Genomic DNA, 22,338 nt, shown 5'->3' with positions numbered 1-22,338 from the left:
GCGATGGGCCGATCACGCCCACTGAGTTTCGTTCTCCTCGGCGGTTTATCAAGGTCGGCACCCGGTCGGGGGGGCTGTTCGGACGTAGTTGTGCGCGTTGCGGCCATTCGAGTTTGCCCGCCCAGTGCGCGGTCTGTCGCGGTGGTTACCTACATCTCGGCTGCGCGCCATGTGAATGGCGTTCCGATTCATCGAAGACAATCCGAACCATGTCGACTCGAACGGCTGTAGTTGCCGGCTAGCGCAACTCCAATCGGTATGCAGCCCAAGCGCTTCGGACAAGCTACTGAGCCCTGTCGGCTCGCCACCTGAATGGGAGTACAAGTAATGCGTCATGTTCGAATGTCACTTGCGTCGGCGCTGACCGGCGTCGCCGTGCTGGCGACATTGGTGACCGGCACCGGCTCCGCCACCGCGGCTCCGGACGCACAAATCGACTGGAATACCCACGTCGAGGGCGCCACGGTCGTCACCCAGGTCAGTTCCGGGGGTTTCCGGCATGTGGGCGATGCGATCGAACTCACCAACGCGGCCGGGACGGTCGTCCTGCGGGTGCCGCTCACTTTCAAGCTGGCCGATCGGTCGATCCCGTTCACCGCGGATATCGCTGGCAACACTCTGCGTTTGACTGCTGATCAGGGCCAGTCGGCGGCGCTCGGCCTCGCCCCGGTATCGCCGGTTCCCGCCGAAGAGCCGGTGGCCGCGAAGGCGACAGCGATCAGCGCGCCGGCCAGCGAACCCGCGCGCCGGGATATTCCGGGAGCCATTTCGTTGGGCACCGTGATAGGGGCGGCCGTGGGTGGTGCGATCGGGTTCGCCGCAGGCTGCGCACTCGGTGCACTCGGTACAGGTGCCGCCGTCGGCGCCCCGACCGCCGGGATCTTGGCCATCCCCGGCGCGATCGTCGGCTGCATCACGGTCGGAGTGACCTTCATCCAAGCCGGAACCATCGCCGGCGGAGCGGTCGGCGCGGGAATCGGCGCCGTGGTCGGCGCCGCATTACCCGCATGATCCGCTGACGCCGGTTTCAGACCGCCTACCGGCGAATACGCGAGCCAGACAGCTGGCACGCGCTGCCAGGCCCGCGTCGTGCGGGCCTGGCAGGACCGACGGCCGTCGGCACGTAGGTAGCTCGAAGCCGCCGCAGTGCACGATCCGACGCCGCGACAACAACCTCGGTCGCCGACTACAACGACCGCAGATCGGCCAGTTTTCCACTTTCACCGGACTGCTCCGCGCGAGCGCCGCCGCCCGTACTCCCTGAACTATGGACGCTGCTCGTCCAGCGAACGCGGTTCCACCACCTGGGTTCGATAGCGTTCTTCTCGACGAAGCGAATCGCGAGCACCGTGGGGTTGACAGTTTGCCACAAACAGAGGATTGTCGACAATCGTCAATATACCGTCGACTCGTGTGATCGACACCGTTGCACTCTTGAACGAGGTACCCATGGACTCCGAAAGAAGACTGGACGCTGCAGGATTACACATTGCCCGAGGAGGCGATTGGGCGTGACCATCGAAAGATGGCTCCCGTCCGAAGGTGATGTGCACCTGCGGATCTGGCTGGCAGGCATGGTCTTCGACTACACCGCCACCGCGGTCGCGGTACGCAATTTCATCCACGATTGGCGGCGTAAGCCTTGGGGCACAATCGAATTGGTGCGCGATACCGCCGACTATTTGCCGCCGCGGCTGCCCTATGAACGACTGTTCCTGGGGCCGTAACCATCAGCACCGAGACACCACGGGGCCGACCGAAGCGTTCTCACACTCTCGTCAGGAGAGAAAACAATGGCACCCCTGCCCGAGACCATCGCCGAGACCGTAGCCACCGGCGACAAGACCGACCTACCCACCGGCACACCGATTCCGGTCGCCGACATGACCCACCTAGAGATCGACCCCGGGACCCCCTTCGTGTTCGAGAAGGTCAATGGCGGCGAGATCCACACCACCGCTGTTGCCAACGAAATGTCGAAAGCATCGCTGTCAGCGTCATATCGGCAACGCGGATCGTGACCCGCCGACCGAACAGGAGGAAAGATCAGTATGAGCACCGACAAGATCCTGATCATTGTCACCAACACTCGCGAGTACGAACAGGTGGGTATGCGCACCGGTCTGTGGCTCGGTGAGCTGACACACTTCTACGACTATGCCCAGGACAACGGGTTCGAGCTGGACATCGCCAGCCCCACCGGCGGCTACGTGCCGATCGATCCGGAGAGCCTCGCGCGCAACGTGCTCGCCCAGCTGGGCACCGGCAAGCGCTACGCCGACCGCGAGTTCATGAATCTGCTCGCGGACACCAAGACGGTGGCCGACGTGGACGTCGAGGACTACGACGCCATCTACTTCACCGGCGGCCATGGCGTCATGTTCGACTTCGGCGGCCCGGAGCTGGCCGCACTGACCGCCAGGTTCTATGAAAGGGGACGGATCGTGTCGGCGGTGTGCCACGGTCCAGCCGCTTTGCTGGAGGTCACGCTCGGCAACGGTGATCCGCTGGTCGAGGGTAAGAACGTCACTGGCTTCTCCTGGCCGGAGGAAGAGGCAGCTCAGCGCGCCGACGCTGTTCCGTTCAGCTTGCAAGACGAGCTGAAGAAGCGCGGTGCGAACTACAGCCTCGCGGACAAGCCGTTCGACACGTATGTGGTCGAGGACGGCAGGCTGATCACAGGACAGAACCCTGCCAGCGCCCGCGCCGTCGCCGAGGCGGTGATTACGCGGCTGACCTGACGCAGCCTCGGACACCGGGCATGTGCACGCGCCCACCCGGAACCTGCACCCGGCCGAGGGGTGCAATTCACGGCCCGTAGGTGTTGATCTGGAACCATGTCCGAAATAGTATCCAGACACATGTCCGAAAAACATCACCTCGTTCCATTCCGCGCCCTCGCCTCCCGGTCACACCACGGCAAGGTCGTCGCGATCACCGGTGGGGTCCGCGGCATCGGCCGCGCCATCGCCAACGAGCTCTCCCGGTTCGGGTCGTATGTCGCCGTCGGGGACATCGACCGCGACGCGGTCGCCCGGGCCGGTACCGAGCCGACTCCGGTCGTCGCGCACCATCTCGATGTCACCGATGCCCTGTCGTTCGGGGCATTCCTCGACAAGGTCGAATCCACCATCGGCCCAATCGATGTGTTGATCAACAACGCGGGCATCATGCCGGTCGGACGGTTCACCGAGGAGTCCGACGAGATCACTCGCCGTATCCTCGGCATCAACGTCTATGGCGTCATGCTCGGCACCAAACTTGCTCTGCCTCGGATGCTTTCGCGCGGACAGGGCCATATCGTGAACATCGCCTCATTGGCCGGCGAGAACCCGACTCCGGGCTTGGGGACGTACTGCGCGAGCAAGCAGGCGGTGCTCGGATTCACCGAGGCGATGCGACTGGAACACCGGGACAGCGGGGTCCGATTCTCGGCGGTCCTGCCTACGTTCACCCGCACCGAGCTGATCGCGGGGACCCGCGCTCCGCTCGGCTTGCTGGCCGATCCGGAGGACGTCGCCGCGGCTGTTGCCGCGCTCATCGCACGTCCACGACGACGCGTCACGGTGACCCGCGCAGCGGGTGTCCTCGCTACCTTCAACAAACTCACCCCGCGCCCCCTCGGCGAGTTCATCGCCAGGCGGCTCGGCGTGCACACCACCTTCCTCGACCGTGTCGACCGCGACGCCCGCCGCGGCTACGACGACCGGCTGCGCAATCCCTGATCCCGAAACCCACTCTCCCGGTTTCTATCTCATGAGGACATGCCCATGGCCTACATAGTCACGCAGCGTTGCTGCAACGATGCCAGTTGCGTCACGGAATGCCCGGTCGACTGCATCCGGCCGCGCCCGGACGATCCGGGCTTCGCCACCGCCGAAATGTTGCACATCGACCCCGACACCTGCATCGACTGCGGGGCGTGCGTCGAAGCCTGCCCGGTGGACGCGATCTACGGCGACGATGACCTGCCCCCGGAATTGGCCCGCTACGCAGAGGTGAACGCGGCCTGGTTCCGGCACCACCCGCTCGACATCGGGATCATCGCCGCGGCGACCACGCAGCGGCTGCCCCGCGATCGCGGACCGCTGCGTGTCGCTATCGTCGGCACCGGCCCCGCCGCCTGTTACGCCGCCGAGCAGCTGCTTTCCCGTGGCCACGTGGAGATCGAGATGTTCGACCGGCTGCCGGCTCCATGGGGCCTGGCCCGCTACGGTGTAGCGCCCGACCACCCCGAAACGCGCGGGGTCACCGATATGTTCGGGGCGGCGTTCAAACGCGATTCCGTCCGGTTCCACCTGAATGTCGATGTCGGAAGCGATATCTCGCATCGCGAACTTCTCGAGTACTGTCATGCGATCGTGTACGCGGTCGGCGCATCCGGAGATCGGCGTCTGGGCATACCCGGGGAGGATCTGTCCGGAAGTTTCTCTGCCACCGAGGCTCGCCCCGACGCCGCCTCAACGCCGATCGATCATGTGGTTCAGTTCCTCCACCGACCAGGGCTGTTCGTGCGCATGGTCGCGGTAACCCAGCGGCGCCGCCACCGGGCGTTCGAACCTGCCGACGAATCCGCCTGCGGCGATGAAGATCTCACCGGTCACGGCACGAGCGGCCTCGGAGGCCAGATAGAGGTAGAGCGCGGCGGCGTATTCCGGTGGCGGTGCTTCGAGCGATCCGCGCATGGTCATCTCGTCGAGCAGGCCCCGCTGGTGCAACTGACGAATATGTGCTTCGTAATCGGGGCCGGAGGACAGCCGGGTCTTCGCCCCCGGGCAGATGGCGTTCACTCGAACGCCGGACTCCTTCAGCTCGGCGGCCATTGCCATGGTCAGGCTCGCGACCGCGCCCTTGCCGGCGGGATAGCCCGTACCCCCGTAATCACCGAGGTAGGCGAACGATCCGGTATTGATGATCGAACCGGCACCACGCGCCGCCATCAGTGGCGCCGCCGCGCGGCAGGTGTTGAAAACCGTCGTGAGATGCGAATCGAGAAGCTCACGCCACTCGGCGGTTGTCACGGTCAGTATGGATGATCCGAACGGCTCGGCGATTCCCGCGCAGTTCACCAGGATATCGATGCCGCCGTAGGCCGACTCACAGGTCGAGACGAGCTGTTCGGCGACCACCTCGTCCGCCGCGGAACCCGGTATGCCCAAAGCCTTTCCACCGCTGCGGGCAATGGCTTCGGCCGCTCGGCGCACCGCCGTCGCATTGCGCGAATTGACCACGACGCCCGCGCCGTGGGCGGCCAGTGCGCTCGCGACGGCCAGGCCTACGCCGCTGCCACCTCCCACGACAACGGCCCCGCGGCCGGCAAGTTTCTTGTCTGCGGACATCTCCGCCTCCTCACTGCCGCGCGTTCGACGCAGCGATATGGACTTGTCATCGGGTCATACACGAGAGGATCACCACCGGGATCTCGCGCCGCGTCCACGACTGGTAGGTATCGAAATCGGCGTACAACTCGGTCAAAGGGAGCCAGAGTCGTTGCCGCTCTTCGGTATCGGCAATCCGGGCGCATACGGTGTGGCGAGCGGCGCGGATGCGAACGTGTGCGAGCGGATCCGCGATCGGAATGACCGCCTTCCGGCTACGGCAGATCCAAGGCGGCCAGCTTGGCGCTGAGGCGATCGAGATAGTGCAGGACTTCCTCGGTGGATCGATCCGGAAGCCCGTAGAGCACATCCGTGACCCCCTCGGCGGACCAGCGCGCGAGCTTGTCCGGATCCGGTTTGAAATCCAGGGCCACGACGCGGGGCGCCCCCGATCGACCGGCATCGGCCCAGATCTTGTGCAACAGCTCGAGTCTGGCGGAGATGTCGGTTTCGGTCGGGGTGGTGATCCAGCCGTCACCGCTGCGCGCGATCCACTGGAAGGTCTTCTCGGTACCGGCGGCGCCGATGAGAACCGGGATGTGGGGCTGTATCGGTTTGGGCCAGGCCCAGCTGGGACCGAAGCTCACGTACTGGCCGTCGTAGCTCGCTTCCTCCCGGGTCCACAGCTCCCGCATGGCCTCGACGTACTCGCGCAATACGGCGCGCCGCTTGTTCGGCGGTACTCCGTGATCGGTGAGTTCGTCTGTGTTCCAGCCGAATCCGGCCCCTAGGGTGACGCGGCCGCCGGAAAGATGATCGAGCGTCGCGACAGTTTTGGCCAGCGTGATCGGGTCGTGCTCCACCGGAAGGGCGACGGCGGTGGACAGTTCGATGCGCTCGGTCACCGCTGCCGCCATTGCCAGCGACACCCAGGGGTCCAGGGTGCGGGTGTAGCGGTCATCGGGCAGGGAGGCATCGCCGGTCGAGGGATGCGCGGCTTCGCGTTTGACCGGGATGTGCGTGTGTTCCGGTACGAAGAACGACCGGAAGCCGCGCTCTTCGGCCGCCTGGGCTGCGGCGGCGGGTGTGATGCCGCGATCGCTGGTGAACAGTACTATTCCGAATCGCATACGGGCGCTATTCCTTTCGTGTCCATTTCGGTCAGCGGCCGCCCGGCCCACGCCACGCACCCTGGATGCGGGTGTCGTATTCCACTCGGACGCCGAGCTTTTCAGCCATTTCAACCAGTGGCTTCATCAGCATGTAGCCCGCCGCCCTTCTCCCCGGTGTGCTTTTTCCGCATCTGCGGGACGTGACCGCGCGGCGCGGGCGTCGCGATCGCGTTGAAGGCGCGGCGTTCTCTCCGCCGGAGTACATGGTCAGCTGCTGCCTTCTCGCTTCGGGTTCAGCATGATTCACGCCCGGCTGACTCACGATTGTTCGCGGCGTTCCTGCGCCAGCACCGTGCCGACCGCGTTGTCGAGCTTGGTGCCCGACGCCCATCCGATGTAGTGACACAGGAACAGTGCGACCTCACGCAACTGCTCCTCGGCGAGTTCGCCGTTGCGCAGCGCCGCGCCGAGCTGGATCTCGGCGACGTCGAACAGTCCTCGCGCACTGAGGGCTCCGAGCAGCAGCAGCCGCCGGTCCCGGACGCTCAGGCCGGGACGAGACCAGATTTCGGCGAACAGATGATCCGCGGTGACGCCGAACAGGTCACCGGGGCCGTCCGCAAAATCCCAGCCGTAAACTTCGCTCATCTTCGCCAGTCCGCGCTGCCGGATACTGTTGTTGCCATTGGCATTTCCGTCAATTGTCATGATGCCTCCTTGTCGAGCAACGACTCTCCGACGCCGAACCCCTCCGCAAGTCGACCCAGGGCTGGTTGCGCCAGCGGCAGTGGTACCGCGAGCCGGTCGCCCAGTTCGAGCGGGAGGAACAGGTCCTTCTCGCCGAGGTTGCTTACGTGGTCGAGAATGGGGAACCAGAAGAAGGATTCGGTCGTCATCGGATGATCTGCCCGCCGTCGACATTGAGGATCTGACCGGTGACCCAGCCCGCGTCGTCGGAGAGCAGGTACAGGCAGGCGCCCACTAGATCCTCTGGCGTGCCCATCCGCTTGATCGGAATGCGAGACACCATGTCCTTCACGATGTTCCCGGGGGGTGACGGTCTGGGTGGCCTCGGTGTCGATCGGTCCGGGCGCGACGGCATTGACGCGAATCTTCGAACCACCCAGCTCGGTGGCGAGTTGCTGGGTGAGGCCATTGATGCCGACCTTGGCCAGACCCGCGGCAAGCGCTTTGGCGTACGCCGCGCCGATGCCCTGTGCCGCGCCGGTGACGATCGCGGTGCGACCGGTGAAACGTGCCATGGTGTGTTCGGCTCCTTGTGCTGGATGTCGGTGAGTTCAGGCAGGGGTGGCGATCAACTTGGTTTCGAGGTATTCCTCGAAACCCGCGACGCCCATCTCCCGGCCGATGCCGGATTGCTTGTAGCCGCCGAACGGCGCGTCGGCGTGGTACCAGAGCCCGCCGTTCACACTCAGCGTCCCGGTGCGCACGCCCGAGACCACCCGGTCGACGCGTTCGGAATCGGCGCCCCACACCGAACCGGAAAGACCGTAGGGCGATTCGTTGGCCAGCCGGATCGCATCGGCGTCACCGTCGTACGGAATCACCACGAGCACCGGACCGAAGATTTCCTCCTGAGCGACGGTGGCGGTGTTGCCGAGCCCGGCGATGAGCGTCGGCTCGATGAAGAAGCCCCGGTCTTTGCCTGACGGCCGGCCGCCCCCGACCACGATGCGCCCGCCCTCGGCGCGGGCGATGTCGAGATAGCGCTCCACCCGATCGCGCTGGCGTGCGGAAATCAAAGGCCCGCACACGGTTCCGGGCTTGGTCGGATCGTCGGCCCGGATGCCGGACAGCGCTTTGGCCGCCGCGGCGACCGCCTCGTCGTAGGCCGCGCGCGGCACCAGCATGCGAGTGGTCAACGCGCAGCCTTGTCCGGCGTGCAGGGCGACCGAGAACGCGGTATAGCTCGCGGCGCCCGCGATGTCGGCGTCATCGAGAACGATGGCGGCAGATTTGCCGCCGAGCTCTAGGAACGTGCGCTTGAGGGAGGCCGACGCACCCGCCATCACCGATCGCCCCGTCTGGGTCGATCCGGTGAAGGTGATCATGTCGACCCGCGGATCCTCGACCAGCCGCGCGCCCAGGGTGTGGTCGTCGGAGGTGACGATATTGAGCACGCCCGCCGGGATGTCGGTGTGCTCGGCAATGAGCGGGCCGAGTGCCGCCGCACACCAGGGTGTGTCCGGAGCGGGCTTGAGCACCACCGTGTTTCCGGCGGCCAGTGCGGGCCCGACCTTCGCCAGGTTGATCTGATGCGGGAAGTTCCACGGCGTGATGGCCCCGACCACGCCCACCGCCTCGCGGCGGACCACGCGCCGGCTCGAGATGCCCATCTGCTCGGCGGTGCCGAGATCGGTTTCCCACGAGTAGGTTTCGGCTAGGTCGGCGGAGAACGACAGATCACCGATCGGTCCTTCCAGCTGTGGGCCACTGGTGAGCATGACGGGCGCGCCGACCTCGGCGACCGTGATCGCGCGCAACTCCTCGATGTGATCGCGCATGATGTCTCGCAACTGACGCAGGCAGTGCGCACGGAAGGCGGGATCACGGGACCAATCGGTCTCGGCGAAGGCGGTCTGTGCCGCGCCGACGGCCGCGTTCATATCCTCGGCCGAGGCGTTGGCAGCGTGGCCGAGCACTTCCTCGGTCGCGGGATTGATCGTCGCGAAGACGCCCGAGCCGCCGGGGACCAGCTTGCCGCCGATCAGCAGGGGCGTGCCCTCAGGAGGGACGAGGCCGTTCATGATGCAAGCTCCGATACATGTCTGGACAGGTGTTCGGAATATAGTTCGGAGACTTGACCGGGCGCAAGGGCAACGCCCGGCGACAACCTCCGTCACCACGGTGGCGAACACCCTCGGTCACGCTGGATCCTGACGATATCCGGAGTTGACCTTTGTGATGAACTCCTGTCGGTGATACCGTCCAGACACATGTCCAGCTATGTGTCTTCCTGGAGAGGGGTGTAATGACTTCGGCCGCACTGGAGCCGTTCACGTTCGACCCTTACGACTATCGGTTCCACGACGATCCGTACCCGACCTACGAGCGCCTGCGCACCGACGCCCCGCTGTACCACAATCCGGAGCTGAACTTCTGGGCATTGTCGCGGCACTCCGACGTCATCGCTGCCTTCCGGGACAACGTGCGGCTCTCCAGCGCCAATGGTGTGTCGCTGGATCCCGCCGCCTGGGGCCCGCACGCGCACAGGACGATGTCCTTTCTCGCCATGGACGATCCGCGGCACGTGCGCATGCGGCGGCTGGTCTACAAGGGCTTCACGCCGCGCCGGGTGACCGAAATGGACAGCCGGATACACGAATTGACCCTCGAGCACCTGGAACCGGCGTTGGCGCGCGGAACCTTCGATTGGATCGAGGATTTCGCCGGGAAGCTGCCCATGGACGTCATCTCCGAGCTCATGGGCGTGCCGGAAACCGATCGCGCCGAGGTACGCCGGCTCGCCGATCTGGTCGTCCACCGCGAGGAGGGCGTGCTCGATGTGCCGGTCGCGGCCATCGAAGCCGCGCTGAAACTGCTCGGCTACTACAGCGACATGGTCGCCGAACGGCGGCGCACGCCAACCGAGGATCTCACCTCCGCACTGCTGCACGCCGAGATCGACGGCGATCGACTCAGCGACGAAGAGATCATCGGATTCATGTTCCTGATGGTGGTCGCCGGGAACGAAACCACCACCAAACTGCTCGGCAACGCCCTGTACTGGTCGGCACGCAACCCGGGCGAATACGCCAAGGTTTTCGCCGACCCCGACCTGGTGCCGGACTGGGTCGAGGAGACACTGCGCTATGACACCTCGAGCCAGATCGTGGCGCGTAGCGCCGCGACCGATATCGACATGCACGGCTTGACGATTCCGGCCGGTTCGAAGGTACTGCTGCTTATCGGCTCGGCCAACCGTGACTCGGAGGTGTTCGAAGACGGCGACTCCTATCGGATCGACCGTCCCGACAAAGGCAACCTCGCCAGTTTCGGTGCGGGAGTGCACTTCTGCCTCGGCGCTCACCTGGCTCGCTTGGAGACCACGATCGCCCTGCGCGAATTCGCCTCTCGCGTCCGCGGTTACGACCTCGTCGAGGCCGGCATCGAACGCGTGCACTCGACGAACGTCCGCGGATTCGCCAAACTTCCCATCACCGTGGAGGTCCGGTAATGCCCGGGTTCGAACCCCACCCCGACCGCCGGCCCGCCTTGATCGCCGGGGCCTCCTCCGGCATCGGCGCGGCCACTGCCGAAGCGCTGGCCGAACTCGGCTTTCCGGTGGCTCTGGGCGCCCGTCGCATCGAGCAGTGCGAGGCCTTCGCCGCGAAGATCACGAGCAACGGCGGTGAAGCGTTCGCGCACTACCTCGACGTCGGCGACACCGCATCGGTCGACGCCTTCGTCACCGCCGCCGAGGCCGCGCTGGGCCCGGCCGAGATAGTGGTGTCCGGAGCCGGCGACCTGTCGTTCTCCCTGGTGCACGAGATGAGTCCCGAGCACTTCCTGCAACAGATCAACGTTCACCTGATCGGCGTGCAACGGCTGGCCAACCGCGTCATCCCCGGCATGATCGCCAGACAGCGCGGCGATTTCGTGATCATCAGTTCCGACACCGCGAACAACCCCCGCCCGCGCATGGGGGCCTACCCCGCCGCCAAGACCGCGGTCGAGGTCATGGCCCGGCAGATGTGGATGGAGTTGGAAGGCACCGGCATTCGGGCCTCGCTCGTGCGGCCCGGCCCGACTCTCACCGGCATGGGCATGGACACCACCTCGGAGATCATCGGCCCGGTGCTCGAGGACTGGTCGAAGTGGGGTTTCGCGCGGCATCCCGAAATGCTGCGCGCCGCCCATCTGGCCACCTCCATCGTCGCGGTCGTCTCCGCACCGCGCGGCGCCCATATTCAGCTCACCGAAGTCCAGCCCGAGGCCCGGGTGCTCTCCGGCGACGCAGGGAGCCGCTCATGAAGATCACCGTCGATCTGGATCTGTGCCAAGGCCACGCCGTGTGCCATGCCGAGGCGCCGGAGGTCTTCACCGTGCCCAAGCACGGCAAGGTCGAAATCCTCGACCCGAATCCGGGTCCCGCTGCCCGTGCCGCCGTCGCAGAAGCCGTCCGCTACTGCCCCACCCAAGCGCTGTCGATCACCGACGGCGACGACTGACCACCGACCGAGAACCGAAAGGATCCCTGCCATGGCCGATTTCGACCGCGCCGAACTCGACGAGATGGTGCGCCGCTGGCTGCAGGCCAACCGGGAATGCGAAGCCGAGGGTGACTGGCGGCCCCTCGCGGAGTACTACACCGAAGACGCCACCTACGGCTGGAACTACGGCCCCAAACAGGAGTTCATGGCCGTCGGACGCGACGAGATCCGCGACATCGCAATCGGATTGGAGATGGACGGGCTCGAGGGCTGGACCTATCCCTACCAGGATTGGGTCATCGACGAGCGCAGCGGCAACCTCATCGGCCTGTGGAAGCAGGTCAGCGATAAGAAGCGACCCGACGGCCGCAACTACTCGCCGGAAGGCATCGGCGGCAGCTGGTTCCGCTACGGCGGCAACTTCCAATGGTCGTGGCAGCGCGACTTCTTCGACTTCGGCAACGTCAGCGCACTGTTCCTCGACATGATCACCGACAACGCGCTGTCGGACGGCATGCAGAAGCGCATCGAACGTGCCACCTCGGGTGAGAAGCTGCCCGGCTGGTACACGATCGGCGAAGCGCCGGTGCCGCTGTGGTGAGTGCGAAGTCCGAGCGCGCCAGCGGTTTCGCGGACCTGACGCGAGCCGAACTGGCGGTTCTGGTCCCCGAACTCCTGCTGAGCGGCCACCTGATCGACCGATCCGGGATGGCGCACAGCATCGCCGCCTTCGGCCGAGAGGGCATGACTGCCATCGCGATCGAGGAATGGCAAGTGGCAAGCCCCGTCTACACCCGGCGCATGCAGCGCGCATTCGGGTTCACCGGCGACAGCGTCGAGACGATCTTCAAAGGGATGCAACTGGAGGTCGGCGCGCCGCCACAATTCATGGACTTCCGCTTCCGGGTCGACGACCACGATCACGGCGAGTTCTGGCTCGACCACTGCGGTGCGCTGGCCGACGTGGAACCCATGGGCGAGACCTACGTGCGATCGATGTGTCACGACATCGAGGACCCCACCTTCGATGCCACCGCGCTCGCGACCAATCCGCATGCGCAGGTGCGGCCGATCCATCGCCCGCCCCGGGTGCCGGCCGACCGGCATCCGGTCTGCGCGTGGACGGTCACCATCGATCCCGCACACGTCCCACCGCCGATCCCGCCCAATGCCGACAAGGTCGCCGATTCCCACGCGGCCCGAGTGCATCTCGACCCGATAGAGCCCGCCGATCCGGGCCGCGCCGACTACTCCGGCCCGCTGCTCAGCGACCTGCGGTTCGCGGACTTCTCCCGCTCCGCCCTGATCCGCATGGCCGACGAAGTATGCCTGCAGCATCATCTGCTGACATTGGGTTTCCGCATCGCGGTCGGCAGCCGCACCGACGCGGTGGCCGACATCGTGCGCAAACAGTTCACCGGCATCGCGGGCCTCACCTCCGAGCGCATCCGCGACGCACTCGGTCTCGGTGACGACAATTCGGCGCTGGCCCGGGTGCTGGGACTGCATCCGGCGTGGAATCCGTTGCGCTACACCGGAGCACGCATCGATCTGAGCGAGATCGGAGTCCGCCTGCGGCTTCCGAAACACAGTGCAGCCATTCACGACCAGGTGTGGCCGTCGGTAATCGACGCGGCGCACCTCGCGCCGTTGGAGGCCATGGCGCGCGGGGTCAACCCCCACTACGCGGCCCATGTCGTCGGCGACACCGACGAGGAGCTGGCGATTTGTTTTCTCCGAGCCGACAAGCCCTTCGCCGAAGCCGGTGAAGTCGCGATCACCCGGTTCAGTACTGGCGCCGACTTCCGCTTCGCCGACCGCGGCATCCCGCTGCCCTTGACCGTGGTCTGAGCACCACTGAGAGACGAATTCCCATGGCGTGCAACTTCGCTGACCTATTCGAACATTCCGTCGACGCGATGCCCGACCGCATCGCTCTGATCCACGGCGGCCGGAGCATCACCTTCGCCGAACTCGACACCCGGGCCAATCGGCTGGCCGATCACCTCGCTTCGATCGGCGTAAGCACCGGGTCCCATATAGGTTTCCAGATGCACAACAGCATCGAGACCATGGAGACCCTCCTCGCCTGCTTCAAGCTCCGGGCGGTCCCGATCAATGTCAACTACCGTTACGGCGTCGAGGAGCTGTGCTACCTCTACGACAACGCCGACATCGAAGTCCTGGTATACCACCGCAGTTACGAACCTGCTGTGGCACTGGCACTCTCACGCATACCCTGCGTGCGCCACGCCATCGTGGCGGACGACGATCTGTGCAGCGAACACCTCGACAGTACGGCCGGAAGCTACGAGGCGGCCCTCGGAGCCGGATCGCCCGCGCGTCGCGAGATCGAGCGCAGCGCCGACGACCTGTTCATGATGTACACCGGCGGTACCACCGGCATGCCCAAAGGCGTGATGTGGCGTCAGGAGGACATGTGGCGGGTCCTCGGCGGCGGCATCGATTTCTACACCGGTGAGCCCGTCACCGACGAATTCCAGCAATCCCGGGTCGGCGCGCAGACCGATCCCAGCACCTGGCTGATCCTGCCGCCGCTGATCCACGCCGCGGCGATGATGCCCACGTTCACCGCGCTGTGGACCGGCAATACCATCGTGTTCGAGTCGAAGTTCGATGCGCGACAGGTGTGGCGAACGGTGGAACGCGAACGGCCCCAGGTCATGGTGATCACTGGCGACGCTATCGCCCGCCCGCTGCTCGACGCCTATGCCGCCGACCCGGTGGACGCGTCCTCGCTGCTGGCCATCGCCTCCGGCGCGGCGCTGCTGTCTCAGCCGGTGAAAAACGCTCTGCTGGAAACGTTTCCGTCCACGGTGGTCTCCGATTCCATCGGATCATCCGAAACAGGCTTCGGCGGAATCGGTTTCGCCAACAAGGACGATGATCCGGGGCGCGGACCGCGCGTGCAGACCGGCCGCGGCGCGGTGGTGGTCGACGACTCCGGGCGGCCGGTCGCGGCCGGCACGCAGGGCTGGCTGGCGAAGACCGGCTCGGTGCCGCTGGGTTACTACAAGGACAGCGCAAAGACGGAGCGCCTGTTCAAGACCGTCGACGGAGTCCGCATGGTGGTCACCGACGACCGTGCCCGCGCCGAGGCCGACGGCTCCATCACCTTGCTCGGCCGCGGCAATATGGTGATCAACACCGGCGGCGAGAAGGTGTTCGTGGAGGAAGTCGAAGGCGTTCTGAAATCCCATGATTCGGTGTTCGACGCTGTAGTCGTCGGCATCGCGCACGAGCGCTGGGGACAGCAGGTCGCCGCGGTGGTCTCCATCGCAGGCGCTGGGCCGCTGGACTTCGGCGCGCTGACCGCCCACGTGCGCCGTCACCTCGCCGGTTACAAGGTGCCTCGCACCATCTGGGTCGCCGAAACCATCACCCGATCCCCCAGCGGCAAACCCGACTACCGGTGGGCCAAAGACTATGCCGCCACCCACATCCCGGACCACCGGGTGGGAGGGGGCGACGATCAATAGCGAATCGCCCGACAGGGCACCGGGCCCACGTCAATTGTCCTGGTCATGAGACTACAGTAGGATCCAGACACATGTCCGAACTCGCATCTACCGGCATCGAAGCAACTCGACGGCGTCTCACCGAGAAGCAGGCCGACACCGTCGACCGCCTGACCGCGGCGGCAGTCGATGTATTGTCCCGCGAAGGATACTCCGGCACAACGATACGACTGGTCGCCGCCGCTGCGGGTGTCGGAACAGCCACCGCCTACACGTATTTCTCCTCAAAGGAGCATCTGGTCTCGGAGGTGTACTGGCGCCGCCTGATCGCCGCCCCACCACTGGAGACTCGTGACGAGGATCCGGCCACACGTGTGGTCGCGGTCCTGCGTCAGGTTTCCATGTTGGTGGCCAACGAACCAGCATTGGCGAGCGCGGTCAGCAATGCCCTGCTCGGCGACGATCCCGACGTACAGCATCTGCGGGTGCGAATCGGCAGGGAGATTCGCAGCCGACTCGCCGATGCGCTCGGATCGAAAGACTCCGAACGTCTCTCGATGCTGGAATTGCTCTACGCCGGCGCACTGTTGCAGGCAGGCATGGGACTGCTCTCTTACGAAGAGGTCGCCGACCTCCTGGAAATCTCCACGCGGCGCCTGCTGGCCGATCCGGGCGCCGGCAGCTGATCGTCGGACGACGGCGACGACGAGTCCTTCGTCCATCCGGCTCGTCGTGTCCGAATGCTCCACGCGACGATGTTGAGAGCGGCAAGTGCTGCCCAGGCGTAGAGAATGATCCGCTCACCTCAGCAGGGTCAACACCTTCGGCGCCCTCCCCGCGACCCGCCGGTCCACACTACGCGCGCGGCAGCGGAAACTTCCCGATTCGATACGGCCGAAGGCCGGGAACAAGCCAGTAGGTGATCGAGACAGCACACTAGGCCTTCGCTCCGGCTATGCATGCCCGGCCGAACCGCCGTCCGGCGCGGTTGCGGTCCGTGGTCGTCTCGATGCCTTACTCGTGCGCCTGGCGTCGGAGGACCGACCGTTACCGCGGCATCCACCGGCAACGACCACAGGATCACCTGCTGCACCTCGCAGCTTCGGCGCCTCGGATCTCTCTTCGTCTTCTTACCGGCTCGAGCAGCGTGCCGCCTGAAAGACGCTGCGGCGCAAGCCGACATCGTCCTCCTCTCCCGCGACTCGTCGGACATGCGCAACGCAACGGCAGATTCCGCGGCGATGTGGCCGTCGTACGCGCCGCGCATCGCACAGGTATTGGCGGCCCACAGCATTCACAGCTGCGCAGTCGGCGGACTTCGCGAACATTCCCCGGCCGACGAGATCAGCGCACTGGCAGTCGTCATCGAGCGTCAGTGGTGGCACCGGCCTGGCAAAACACCGGAAGCCTTGTCGCGCAGCTTTAACCATAGTACTGTCCGGACACATGTCCATCATCTGTCTGGACAGGTATCCCGGAAAGGATTTCCAATGACGCTGGTCAAGCCGCAGCGAGTGTCCGGAGGCGAGGATGAGCACGGGCACCTGGAGGAGTTCCGCACCGATCCGATCGCGCTGATGCGGCGAGTTCGCGCCGAATGCGGCGATGTCGGGTCATTCGTGCTCGCCGGGCGCGATGTGATCCTGCTGTCAGGCGCCGAGGCCAACGAATTCTTCTTCCGCGCCAGCGACGAGGACCTCGATCAGGGCGCGGCATACCCGTTCATGAAGCCGATCTTCGGCGAGGGCGTCGTCTTCGACGCTCCACCCGAACGCCGCAAAGAGATGCTGCACAATTCGGCCCTGCGTGCCGACCACATGCGCGGGCACGCCGCCACCATCGCCCGCGAAGTGGACCAGATGCTGGCTCAGTGGGACGACGAGGGCGAGATCGACCTGCTCGAATTCTTCGCCGAGTTGACCATCTACACCTCCTCGTCCTGCCTGATCGGTGTGAAGTTCCGCAACCAGCTCGACTCCCGCTTCGCGCATCTCTATCACGAACTCGAGCAGGGCACCGATGCCCTGGCCTACGTCGATCCCTACGCGCCGATCGAGAGCTTCCGTCGCCGCGACGAAGCCCGCGTCAAGCTCGTCGAACTCGTGCAGGCGATCATGGATCAGCGCGAGGCGAACCCACCTACGGGCAAGGACGACCGCGACATGCTCGACGTCCTGATCTCGGTGCAGGACGAGAACGGGTCGCCACGGTTCTCCGCCAGCGAAATCACCGGCATCTTCATCTCCATGATGTTCGCCGGCCACCACACCACCTCCGGCACCGCGGCCTGGACGATCATCGAGCTGTTGCGCCACCCGGAAACACTGGCGAGCGTCGTCACCGAGCTCGACGAGCTGTACTCGGACGGTTCGGAGGTCAGTCACAATGCGCTGCGGCAGATTCCGAACCTGGAAGCCGCGCTCAAGGAGGCGCTGCGCCTGCATCCGCCGCTGATCATCCTGATGCGCATCGCCCGCGACGAATTCGAGGTGTGTGGCAACCGGATCGCGCCGGGCGACATGGTGGCCGCGACTCCGGCGATCTCCAACCGGATTCCGGAGGACTTCCCGGATCCGGACACCTTCGATCCGAGCCGCTACCTTGATCCTCGGCAAGAGGACATCGTAAATCGCTGGACCTGGATCCCCTTCGGCGCGGGCCGTCATCGCTGCGTCGGGGCGCCGTTCGCGCTCATGCAGCTCAAAGCGATCTTCTCCATTCTGTTGCGGGACTGGGAGTTCGAACTGGCACAGCCGTCGGACACCTATCGCAACGATCACTCCAAAATGGTGGTGCAGCTGCAGCAGCCGTGCCGCGTCCGCTACCGCCGTCGGCGGCGGTGAGTCCCGCACATTCCGGTCCACAAAGACGTCGGCCTTTCAGGAGGAAGCTGTGTCAGCGCCGTCCATTCCCGCTGGATTCGATTTCACCGACCCGGTGCTCTGGGAAACCCGCAACCCCGTCCAGGAATTCGCCGAGTTGCGCCGTACCGCGCCGGTGTGGTGGAACCCGCAGACCGATGCGCAGTCCGGAGGATTCCGCGACGGCGGCTACTGGGTGGTCACCAAACACGAGGACATCAAAGAGATCTCGCGCAAACCGGAGCTGTTCTCCTCACAGCAGAAAGGCTCCATCATCCGGCTGCCCGGGCAGATCACCATCGAGCAGATCGAACTGACCAGCGCACTGCTGGTGAACATGGATCCGCCGAAGCACTCCAAGATCCGGCGCATCATCTCCAAAGGCTTCAGTCCACGCGCCGTCGAGGGGTTGCGCGCCGCGCTGACCGAACGAGCGGCTGCCATCGTGCACGCGGCCGAGAAAGAGGGCGGCGGCGACTTCGTCGAACAGGTCGCGTGTGAACTACCCCTGCAGGCCATCGCCGAACTCATCGGCGTACCACAGGAAGACCGCCGTAAACTGTTCGACTGGTCCAACCAGATGCTCAATTACGACGACCCGGAATACGGCGACGCCACCACCACGACGGCGGGCACCAACGCGTCGGTGGAAATCCTCGGCTATGCCTGGAACATGGCCGAACAGCGTCGCGCCGATCCGCTCGACGACATCGTCAGCCAGCTCGTACAGGCCGACGTCGACGGGGAAGCCCTGGGCTCGGACGAATTCGGCTTCTTCGTCATTCTGCTCGCGGTAGCGGGCAACGAGACCACTCGTAACGCCATCACCCACGGCATGAAGGCATTCGTCGACAATCCGGACCAGTGGGAGCTCTACAAACAGCAGCGTCCACGCACCGCGCCCGACGAGATCGTGCGCTGGGCGACTCCCGTGACCGCATTCCAGCGCACCGCCACCACCGACACCGAACTCGGCGGACAGCTGATCCGTCAGGGACAACGCGTCGGATTGTTCTACAGCTCTGCCAATTTCGACGAGGACGCCTTCGAGAACCCGTTCAGCTTCGACATCCTGCGCGACCCCAACCCGCATCTGGCCTTCGGCGGCACGGGCGCACACTACTGCGTCGGCGCCAACCTGGCCCGGCTGGAAATTGATCTGATGTTCAACGCCATCGCCGACGCGATGCCGAACCTGTCCCAGGTCTCCGAGCCCGAGCGCCTGCGTTCGGGCTGGATCAACGGCATCAAGCATTGGCAAGTGCGGTACTGATGATCAGCGCGAATTGTGCGGCACTGCGGAGGGCGGAGGGCCTGTGCGCGTAGCCCTGCTGTCCTACCGCAGCAAGACCCACTGTGGGGGGCAAGGGGTTTACGTCCGATATTTGAGTCAGGGGCTGGCGGAGCTCGGCCATGAGGTCGAGGTCTTCTCCGGCCAGCCCTATCCGGAACACCTCGATCCGCGCGTGCGGCTCACGGAGGTGCCCAGCCTGGACCTGTACCGTGACGACGATCCCTTTCGCACACCCCATCCGCGCGAGATCCGCGACCGGATCGACCTGCTCGAGCTCGCCACCATGTGGACCGCCGGATTTCCCGAGCCCAGGACGTTCAGTCTGCGGGCCGCGCGGCTGTTATGGTCGCGCACACAGGATTTCGATGTCGTGCACGACAACCAGTGCCTCGGCTACGGGCTGCTCGACATCGCCCGGCACCTGCCGGTGGTGGCGACAATCCACCATCCCATCACCCGCGACCGGGCGGTGGACCTGGCGGCCGCACCGTGGCGGCGCAAGCCCTTCGTGCGACGCTGGTACGGATTCCTCGGCATGCAGCAGCGGGTAACACGGCAGATTCCGGACCTGATCACAGTGTCCTCGTCGTCGGCGACCGACATCGCCGAGGACTTCGGGGTGTCGCCACAGCAGTTGCACGCCGTCCCGCTCGGCGTGGACACCGAGCTGTTCCGGCCGCGCGAGACGCCTCGGGTGCGGGGCCGCATCGTCGCGGTAGCCAGCGCGGACAAGCCGCTCAAGGGTATCGCGCATCTGCTCGAAGCCGTTGCCCGGCTGCGTCATACCCATGACATCGAGCTGCGGCTGGTGGCGAAGTTGGAGCCCAACGGGCCGACCGAGAAGCTCATCGCCGAACTGGGGCTGGCCGACATCGTCACCGCGGTCAGCGGATTGAGCGACGAGCACCTCGCCGAGCTGCTCGCCTCGGCGCAGGTCGCCTGTATTCCGTCCCTGTACGAGGGTTTCTCGCTGCCGGCCGTGGAGGCCATGGCCAGTGGCACGCCGCTGGTCGCCAGCCGGGCAGGGGCGCTGCCCGAGGTCACCGGCGCCTGCGCGGCGCTGGTCGAGCCCGGCGATGCGACGGCCCTGACCCGCACACTGGGCCAGCTGCTTCGCGATCCGGATCGCCTGCACCACATGGGAAGTGCGGGACGGCGGCGCGCACTGGAGGTGTTCAGCTGGGCCGCCGTCGGCGCACAGACCGTCGCGGTCTACGAGCAGGCGATCGAGCGGCACGGCCGCCGCGCACCGGTCGAATCGGCTGGAGCGAACCGTTGATTCATCTTTCGATACTCATCACCGGCAGGCAGGAGGTCACATGCTGACCGTCGATTTCGATCGTCTGGGCGTAGGTCCGGGGGTGCGCGTGATCGATATCGGCTGCGGGGCCGGGCGGCACTCCTTCGAGGCGTACCGGCGCGGCGCAGACATCGTGGCCTTCGACCAGAACGCCACCGACCTCGCCGATGTCGGCGTTATGTTCGAGGCCATGGCCGCGGCCGGCGAGGTGCCGGAGTACGCGAAGGCCGAGACCGTGCGCGGCGACGCGCTCGACCTGCCCTACGGCGACGGCGAATTCGACGTGGTCATCGCCTCGGAGATCCTCGAGCACATCCCGCAGGACGAGCAGTCAATCGCCGAGCTGGTGCGCGTCCTCAAACCAGGTGGCGCACTGGCCGTCACGGTCCCCCGCTGGCTGCCCGAACGCGTCTGCTGGGCGCTTTCGGACGAGTACCACGCGAACGAAGGCGGCCACGTCCGCATCTACCGGGCCGACGAGCTGCGCGACAAGATCACCGCGCGCGGCGTGCGCTACGTCCACCAGGATTTCGCGCACGCCCTGCACTCCCCATTCTGGTGGCTCAAGTGCGCGGTCGGGGTCGCCGACGACACGCATCCGGCGGTGGCGGCCTATCACCGGATGCTGGTGTGGGACATGATGTCCGCGCCCGCGCTCACCCGCACGGCCGAACGCATGCTCAACCCCCTCATCGGCAAATCCGTCGCCCTCTACTTCACCAAACCGGCGGTGCACAGTGGCGCACGCTGAGCTGCCCGCCGTTCCCGGCGGCCTCTCCGGCCACGATATCCGGCGCAGCGGTGAATCCATCGCGGCCGCACAGGAGCCCGACGGCGCCCTGCCCTGGTTCACCGGCGGCCACACCGACCCCTGGGATCACATCGAGTCGGCCATGGCGCTCACCGTCGCCGGACTGTGGGATGAGGCTCGCGACGCCTACATCTGGTCGGCCAAGACTCAGCGCGACGACGGCTCCTGGCCCATGCAGTTCCGTCAGGGCGTCATCGAGAACCACGACGCCGACACCAACTTCTGTGCTTACCTGGCCACCGGTGTGCTGCATTTCCTCACCGTCACCGGTGATTCCGAATTCGCCGCCGAGATGTGGCCCACCGTCCGCGCCTCGGTCGAGTTCGTACTGGGCCTGCAGCAGGGTGAGCACGGCGAGATCCACTGGTCCGCAAGCGAATCCGGCAGCTCGGGCGAGGCCCTGCTCACCGGTTGCTCAAGCATCTTCCACAGCCTCGGCTGTGCGGTGGCCCTGGCCGAGCGCCTCGGCGATCCCAGGCCGGACTGGGCCGCGGCCCGCCGCCGCCTCGGTAGCGCCTTGCGCGACCACCCGGAAGCTTTTCTGGATAAGAACCGCTATTCCATGGACTGGTACTACCCGATCCTCGGCGGCGCGGTCCGCGGCCCCCAGGCCCGCGACCGCATCCGGCGCCACTGGGACGAATTCGTCGTTGCAGGCCTGGGCATCCGCTGTGTGTCCGACGCGCCGTGGGTCACCGGCGCCGAAACCTGCGAACTGGTATTGGCGCTCGACGCCGACGGTGACACCGCCACCGCCGCGGCGCTCTTCACCGAGATGCAGCATCTGCGTGAATCGGACGGATCGTATTGGACCGGAATGGTGTTCACCGACGGCAAACGCTGGCCCGAGGAGCGCACCACCTGGACCGCCGCCGCGGTCATCCTGGCCGCGGACGCACTGTCGCGCACCACGGCCGCCAACGGGATCTTCCGCGACGCGCTCCCCCACTGACGCCGACCACTCGCGCAGTGCGCGAAATGGCCGACAG

23 protein-coding genes and 3 pseudogenes are annotated in these 22,338 nt (G+C 65.8%); 18 read left to right on the top strand and 8 right to left on the bottom strand.

The window, feature by feature from the left end:
- Window positions 1–342: 342 nt before the first annotated feature.
- The 6 genes and pseudogenes from OIE68_RS06790 to OIE68_RS46985 form a co-directional block, all read left to right on the top strand.
- The gene (locus tag OIE68_RS06790; protein ID WP_327098519.1) at window positions 343–1,011 is read left to right on the top strand and encodes a hypothetical protein; all 669 of its coding nucleotides are present in this window, start codon (window positions 343–345) and stop codon (window positions 1,009–1,011) included.
- Window positions 1,012–1,511: 500 nt separating this feature from the next.
- Window positions 1,512–1,727 (top strand): hypothetical protein, encoded by a 216-nt coding sequence (locus OIE68_RS06785; protein ID WP_327098518.1) that lies wholly within the window; start codon window positions 1,512–1,514, stop codon window positions 1,725–1,727.
- Between the two features lie 66 nt (window positions 1,728–1,793).
- Window positions 1,794–2,021 (top strand): hypothetical protein, encoded by a 228-nt coding sequence (locus tag OIE68_RS06780; RefSeq protein WP_327098517.1) that lies wholly within the window; start codon window positions 1,794–1,796, stop codon window positions 2,019–2,021.
- A gap of 30 nt (window positions 2,022–2,051) precedes the next feature.
- On the top strand, window positions 2,052–2,741 hold the full coding sequence (locus tag OIE68_RS06775; RefSeq protein WP_327098516.1) for a type 1 glutamine amidotransferase domain-containing protein: 690 nt from the start codon (window positions 2,052–2,054) through the stop codon (window positions 2,739–2,741).
- 120 nt (window positions 2,742–2,861) lie between these two features.
- Window positions 2,862–3,725, top strand: coding sequence for an SDR family oxidoreductase (locus tag OIE68_RS06770; protein WP_327098515.1), 864 nt, complete (start codon window positions 2,862–2,864; stop codon window positions 3,723–3,725).
- Window positions 3,726–3,764: 39 nt separating this feature from the next.
- Window positions 3,765–3,926: pseudogene (locus tag OIE68_RS46985) on the top strand (4Fe-4S dicluster domain-containing protein); the annotation flags it as partial.
- Window positions 3,927–4,460: 534 nt separating this feature from the next.
- Here the strand turns inward: OIE68_RS46985 and OIE68_RS06760 are convergent.
- The 8 genes and pseudogenes from OIE68_RS06760 to OIE68_RS06725 form a co-directional block, all read right to left on the bottom strand.
- The gene (locus OIE68_RS06760; protein WP_327098514.1) at window positions 4,461–5,339 is read right to left on the bottom strand and encodes an SDR family NAD(P)-dependent oxidoreductase; all 879 of its coding nucleotides are present in this window, start codon (window positions 5,337–5,339) and stop codon (window positions 4,461–4,463) included.
- A gap of 46 nt (window positions 5,340–5,385) precedes the next feature.
- Window positions 5,386–5,688, bottom strand: coding sequence for a nitroreductase/quinone reductase family protein (locus OIE68_RS06755; RefSeq protein ID WP_327098513.1), 303 nt, complete (start codon window positions 5,686–5,688; stop codon window positions 5,386–5,388).
- The gene (locus OIE68_RS06750) at window positions 5,594–6,448 is read right to left on the bottom strand and encodes an LLM class F420-dependent oxidoreductase (protein WP_327098512.1); all 855 of its coding nucleotides are present in this window, start codon (window positions 6,446–6,448) and stop codon (window positions 5,594–5,596) included. The genes OIE68_RS06755 and OIE68_RS06750 overlap by 95 nt, the downstream gene beginning before the upstream one ends.
- Before the next feature lie 61 nt (window positions 6,449–6,509).
- Window positions 6,510–6,695, bottom strand: a pseudogene (locus OIE68_RS06745) (flavoprotein); the annotation flags it as partial.
- A gap of 53 nt (window positions 6,696–6,748) precedes the next feature.
- Window positions 6,749–7,138: a carboxymuconolactone decarboxylase family protein gene (locus OIE68_RS06740; protein ID WP_327098511.1), complete on the bottom strand. Its 390-nt coding sequence runs from the start codon at window positions 7,136–7,138 to the stop codon at window positions 6,749–6,751.
- Window positions 7,135–7,326, bottom strand: coding sequence for a hypothetical protein (locus OIE68_RS06735; protein ID WP_327098510.1), 192 nt, complete (start codon window positions 7,324–7,326; stop codon window positions 7,135–7,137). The genes OIE68_RS06740 and OIE68_RS06735 overlap by 4 nt, the downstream gene beginning before the upstream one ends.
- Window positions 7,323–7,647: pseudogene (locus OIE68_RS06730) on the bottom strand (SDR family oxidoreductase); the annotation flags it as partial. The gene OIE68_RS06735 and the pseudogene OIE68_RS06730, both read right to left, overlap by 4 nt.
- Before the next feature lie 81 nt (window positions 7,648–7,728).
- A complete protein-coding gene (locus OIE68_RS06725; protein WP_327098509.1) occupies window positions 7,729–9,198 on the bottom strand; it encodes an aldehyde dehydrogenase in 1,470 nt (489 codons plus the stop codon).
- Between the two features lie 224 nt (window positions 9,199–9,422).
- Here OIE68_RS06725 and OIE68_RS06720 point away from each other — a divergent pair, with 224 nt between their 5' ends.
- From OIE68_RS06720 to OIE68_RS06665, 12 genes are all read left to right on the top strand, one after another.
- Window positions 9,423–10,628, top strand: coding sequence for a cytochrome P450 (locus OIE68_RS06720; RefSeq protein ID WP_327098508.1), 1,206 nt, complete (start codon window positions 9,423–9,425; stop codon window positions 10,626–10,628).
- Window positions 10,628–11,425: an SDR family oxidoreductase gene (locus tag OIE68_RS06715; RefSeq protein WP_327098507.1), complete on the top strand. Its 798-nt coding sequence runs from the start codon at window positions 10,628–10,630 to the stop codon at window positions 11,423–11,425. Before OIE68_RS06720 ends, OIE68_RS06715 begins: the two co-directional genes overlap by 1 nt.
- Window positions 11,422–11,622: a ferredoxin gene (locus OIE68_RS06710; RefSeq protein WP_327098506.1), complete on the top strand. Its 201-nt coding sequence runs from the start codon at window positions 11,422–11,424 to the stop codon at window positions 11,620–11,622. The genes OIE68_RS06715 and OIE68_RS06710 overlap by 4 nt, the downstream gene beginning before the upstream one ends.
- A 31-nt stretch (window positions 11,623–11,653) precedes the next feature.
- Window positions 11,654–12,205, top strand: a complete 552-nt coding sequence (locus tag OIE68_RS06705; RefSeq protein WP_327098505.1) for a nuclear transport factor 2 family protein — start codon at window positions 11,654–11,656, stop codon at window positions 12,203–12,205.
- Window positions 12,199–13,455, top strand: coding sequence for a hypothetical protein (locus tag OIE68_RS06700; RefSeq protein ID WP_327098504.1), 1,257 nt, complete (start codon window positions 12,199–12,201; stop codon window positions 13,453–13,455). The genes OIE68_RS06705 and OIE68_RS06700 overlap by 7 nt, the downstream gene beginning before the upstream one ends.
- Before the next feature lie 23 nt (window positions 13,456–13,478).
- Complete coding sequence (locus tag OIE68_RS06695; protein ID WP_327098503.1) at window positions 13,479–15,104, top strand: acyl-CoA synthetase; 1,626 nt, start codon at window positions 13,479–13,481, stop codon at window positions 15,102–15,104.
- 71 nt (window positions 15,105–15,175) lie between these two features.
- On the top strand, window positions 15,176–15,769 hold the full coding sequence (locus OIE68_RS06690) for a TetR/AcrR family transcriptional regulator (RefSeq protein ID WP_327098502.1): 594 nt from the start codon (window positions 15,176–15,178) through the stop codon (window positions 15,767–15,769).
- Window positions 15,770–16,573: 804 nt separating this feature from the next.
- Complete coding sequence (locus OIE68_RS06685; protein ID WP_327098501.1) at window positions 16,574–17,926, top strand: cytochrome P450; 1,353 nt, start codon at window positions 16,574–16,576, stop codon at window positions 17,924–17,926.
- 49 nt (window positions 17,927–17,975) lie between these two features.
- Window positions 17,976–19,217, top strand: a complete 1,242-nt coding sequence (locus OIE68_RS06680) for a cytochrome P450 (protein ID WP_327098500.1) — start codon at window positions 17,976–17,978, stop codon at window positions 19,215–19,217.
- 43 nt (window positions 19,218–19,260) lie between these two features.
- Window positions 19,261–20,517, top strand: coding sequence for a glycosyltransferase family 4 protein (locus OIE68_RS06675; RefSeq protein ID WP_327098499.1), 1,257 nt, complete (start codon window positions 19,261–19,263; stop codon window positions 20,515–20,517).
- A 40-nt stretch (window positions 20,518–20,557) separates the two neighbouring features.
- A complete protein-coding gene (locus tag OIE68_RS06670; protein ID WP_327098498.1) occupies window positions 20,558–21,289 on the top strand; it encodes a class I SAM-dependent methyltransferase in 732 nt (243 codons plus the stop codon).
- Entirely contained in the window at window positions 21,276–22,301 is a 1,026-nt protein-coding gene (locus OIE68_RS06665; RefSeq protein WP_327098497.1) for a prenyltransferase, read from the top strand. Before OIE68_RS06670 ends, OIE68_RS06665 begins: the two co-directional genes overlap by 14 nt.
- Window positions 22,302–22,338: the final 37 nt, after the last annotated feature.

Source organism: Nocardia vinacea, assembly GCF_035920345.1.
GTDB classification, from domain to species: Bacteria; Actinomycetota; Actinomycetes; order Mycobacteriales; family Mycobacteriaceae; genus Nocardia; species Nocardia vinacea_A.
The sequence above is the reverse complement of the archived record's forward strand: the minus strand, read 5'-3'. Positions and strand labels throughout refer to the sequence as shown.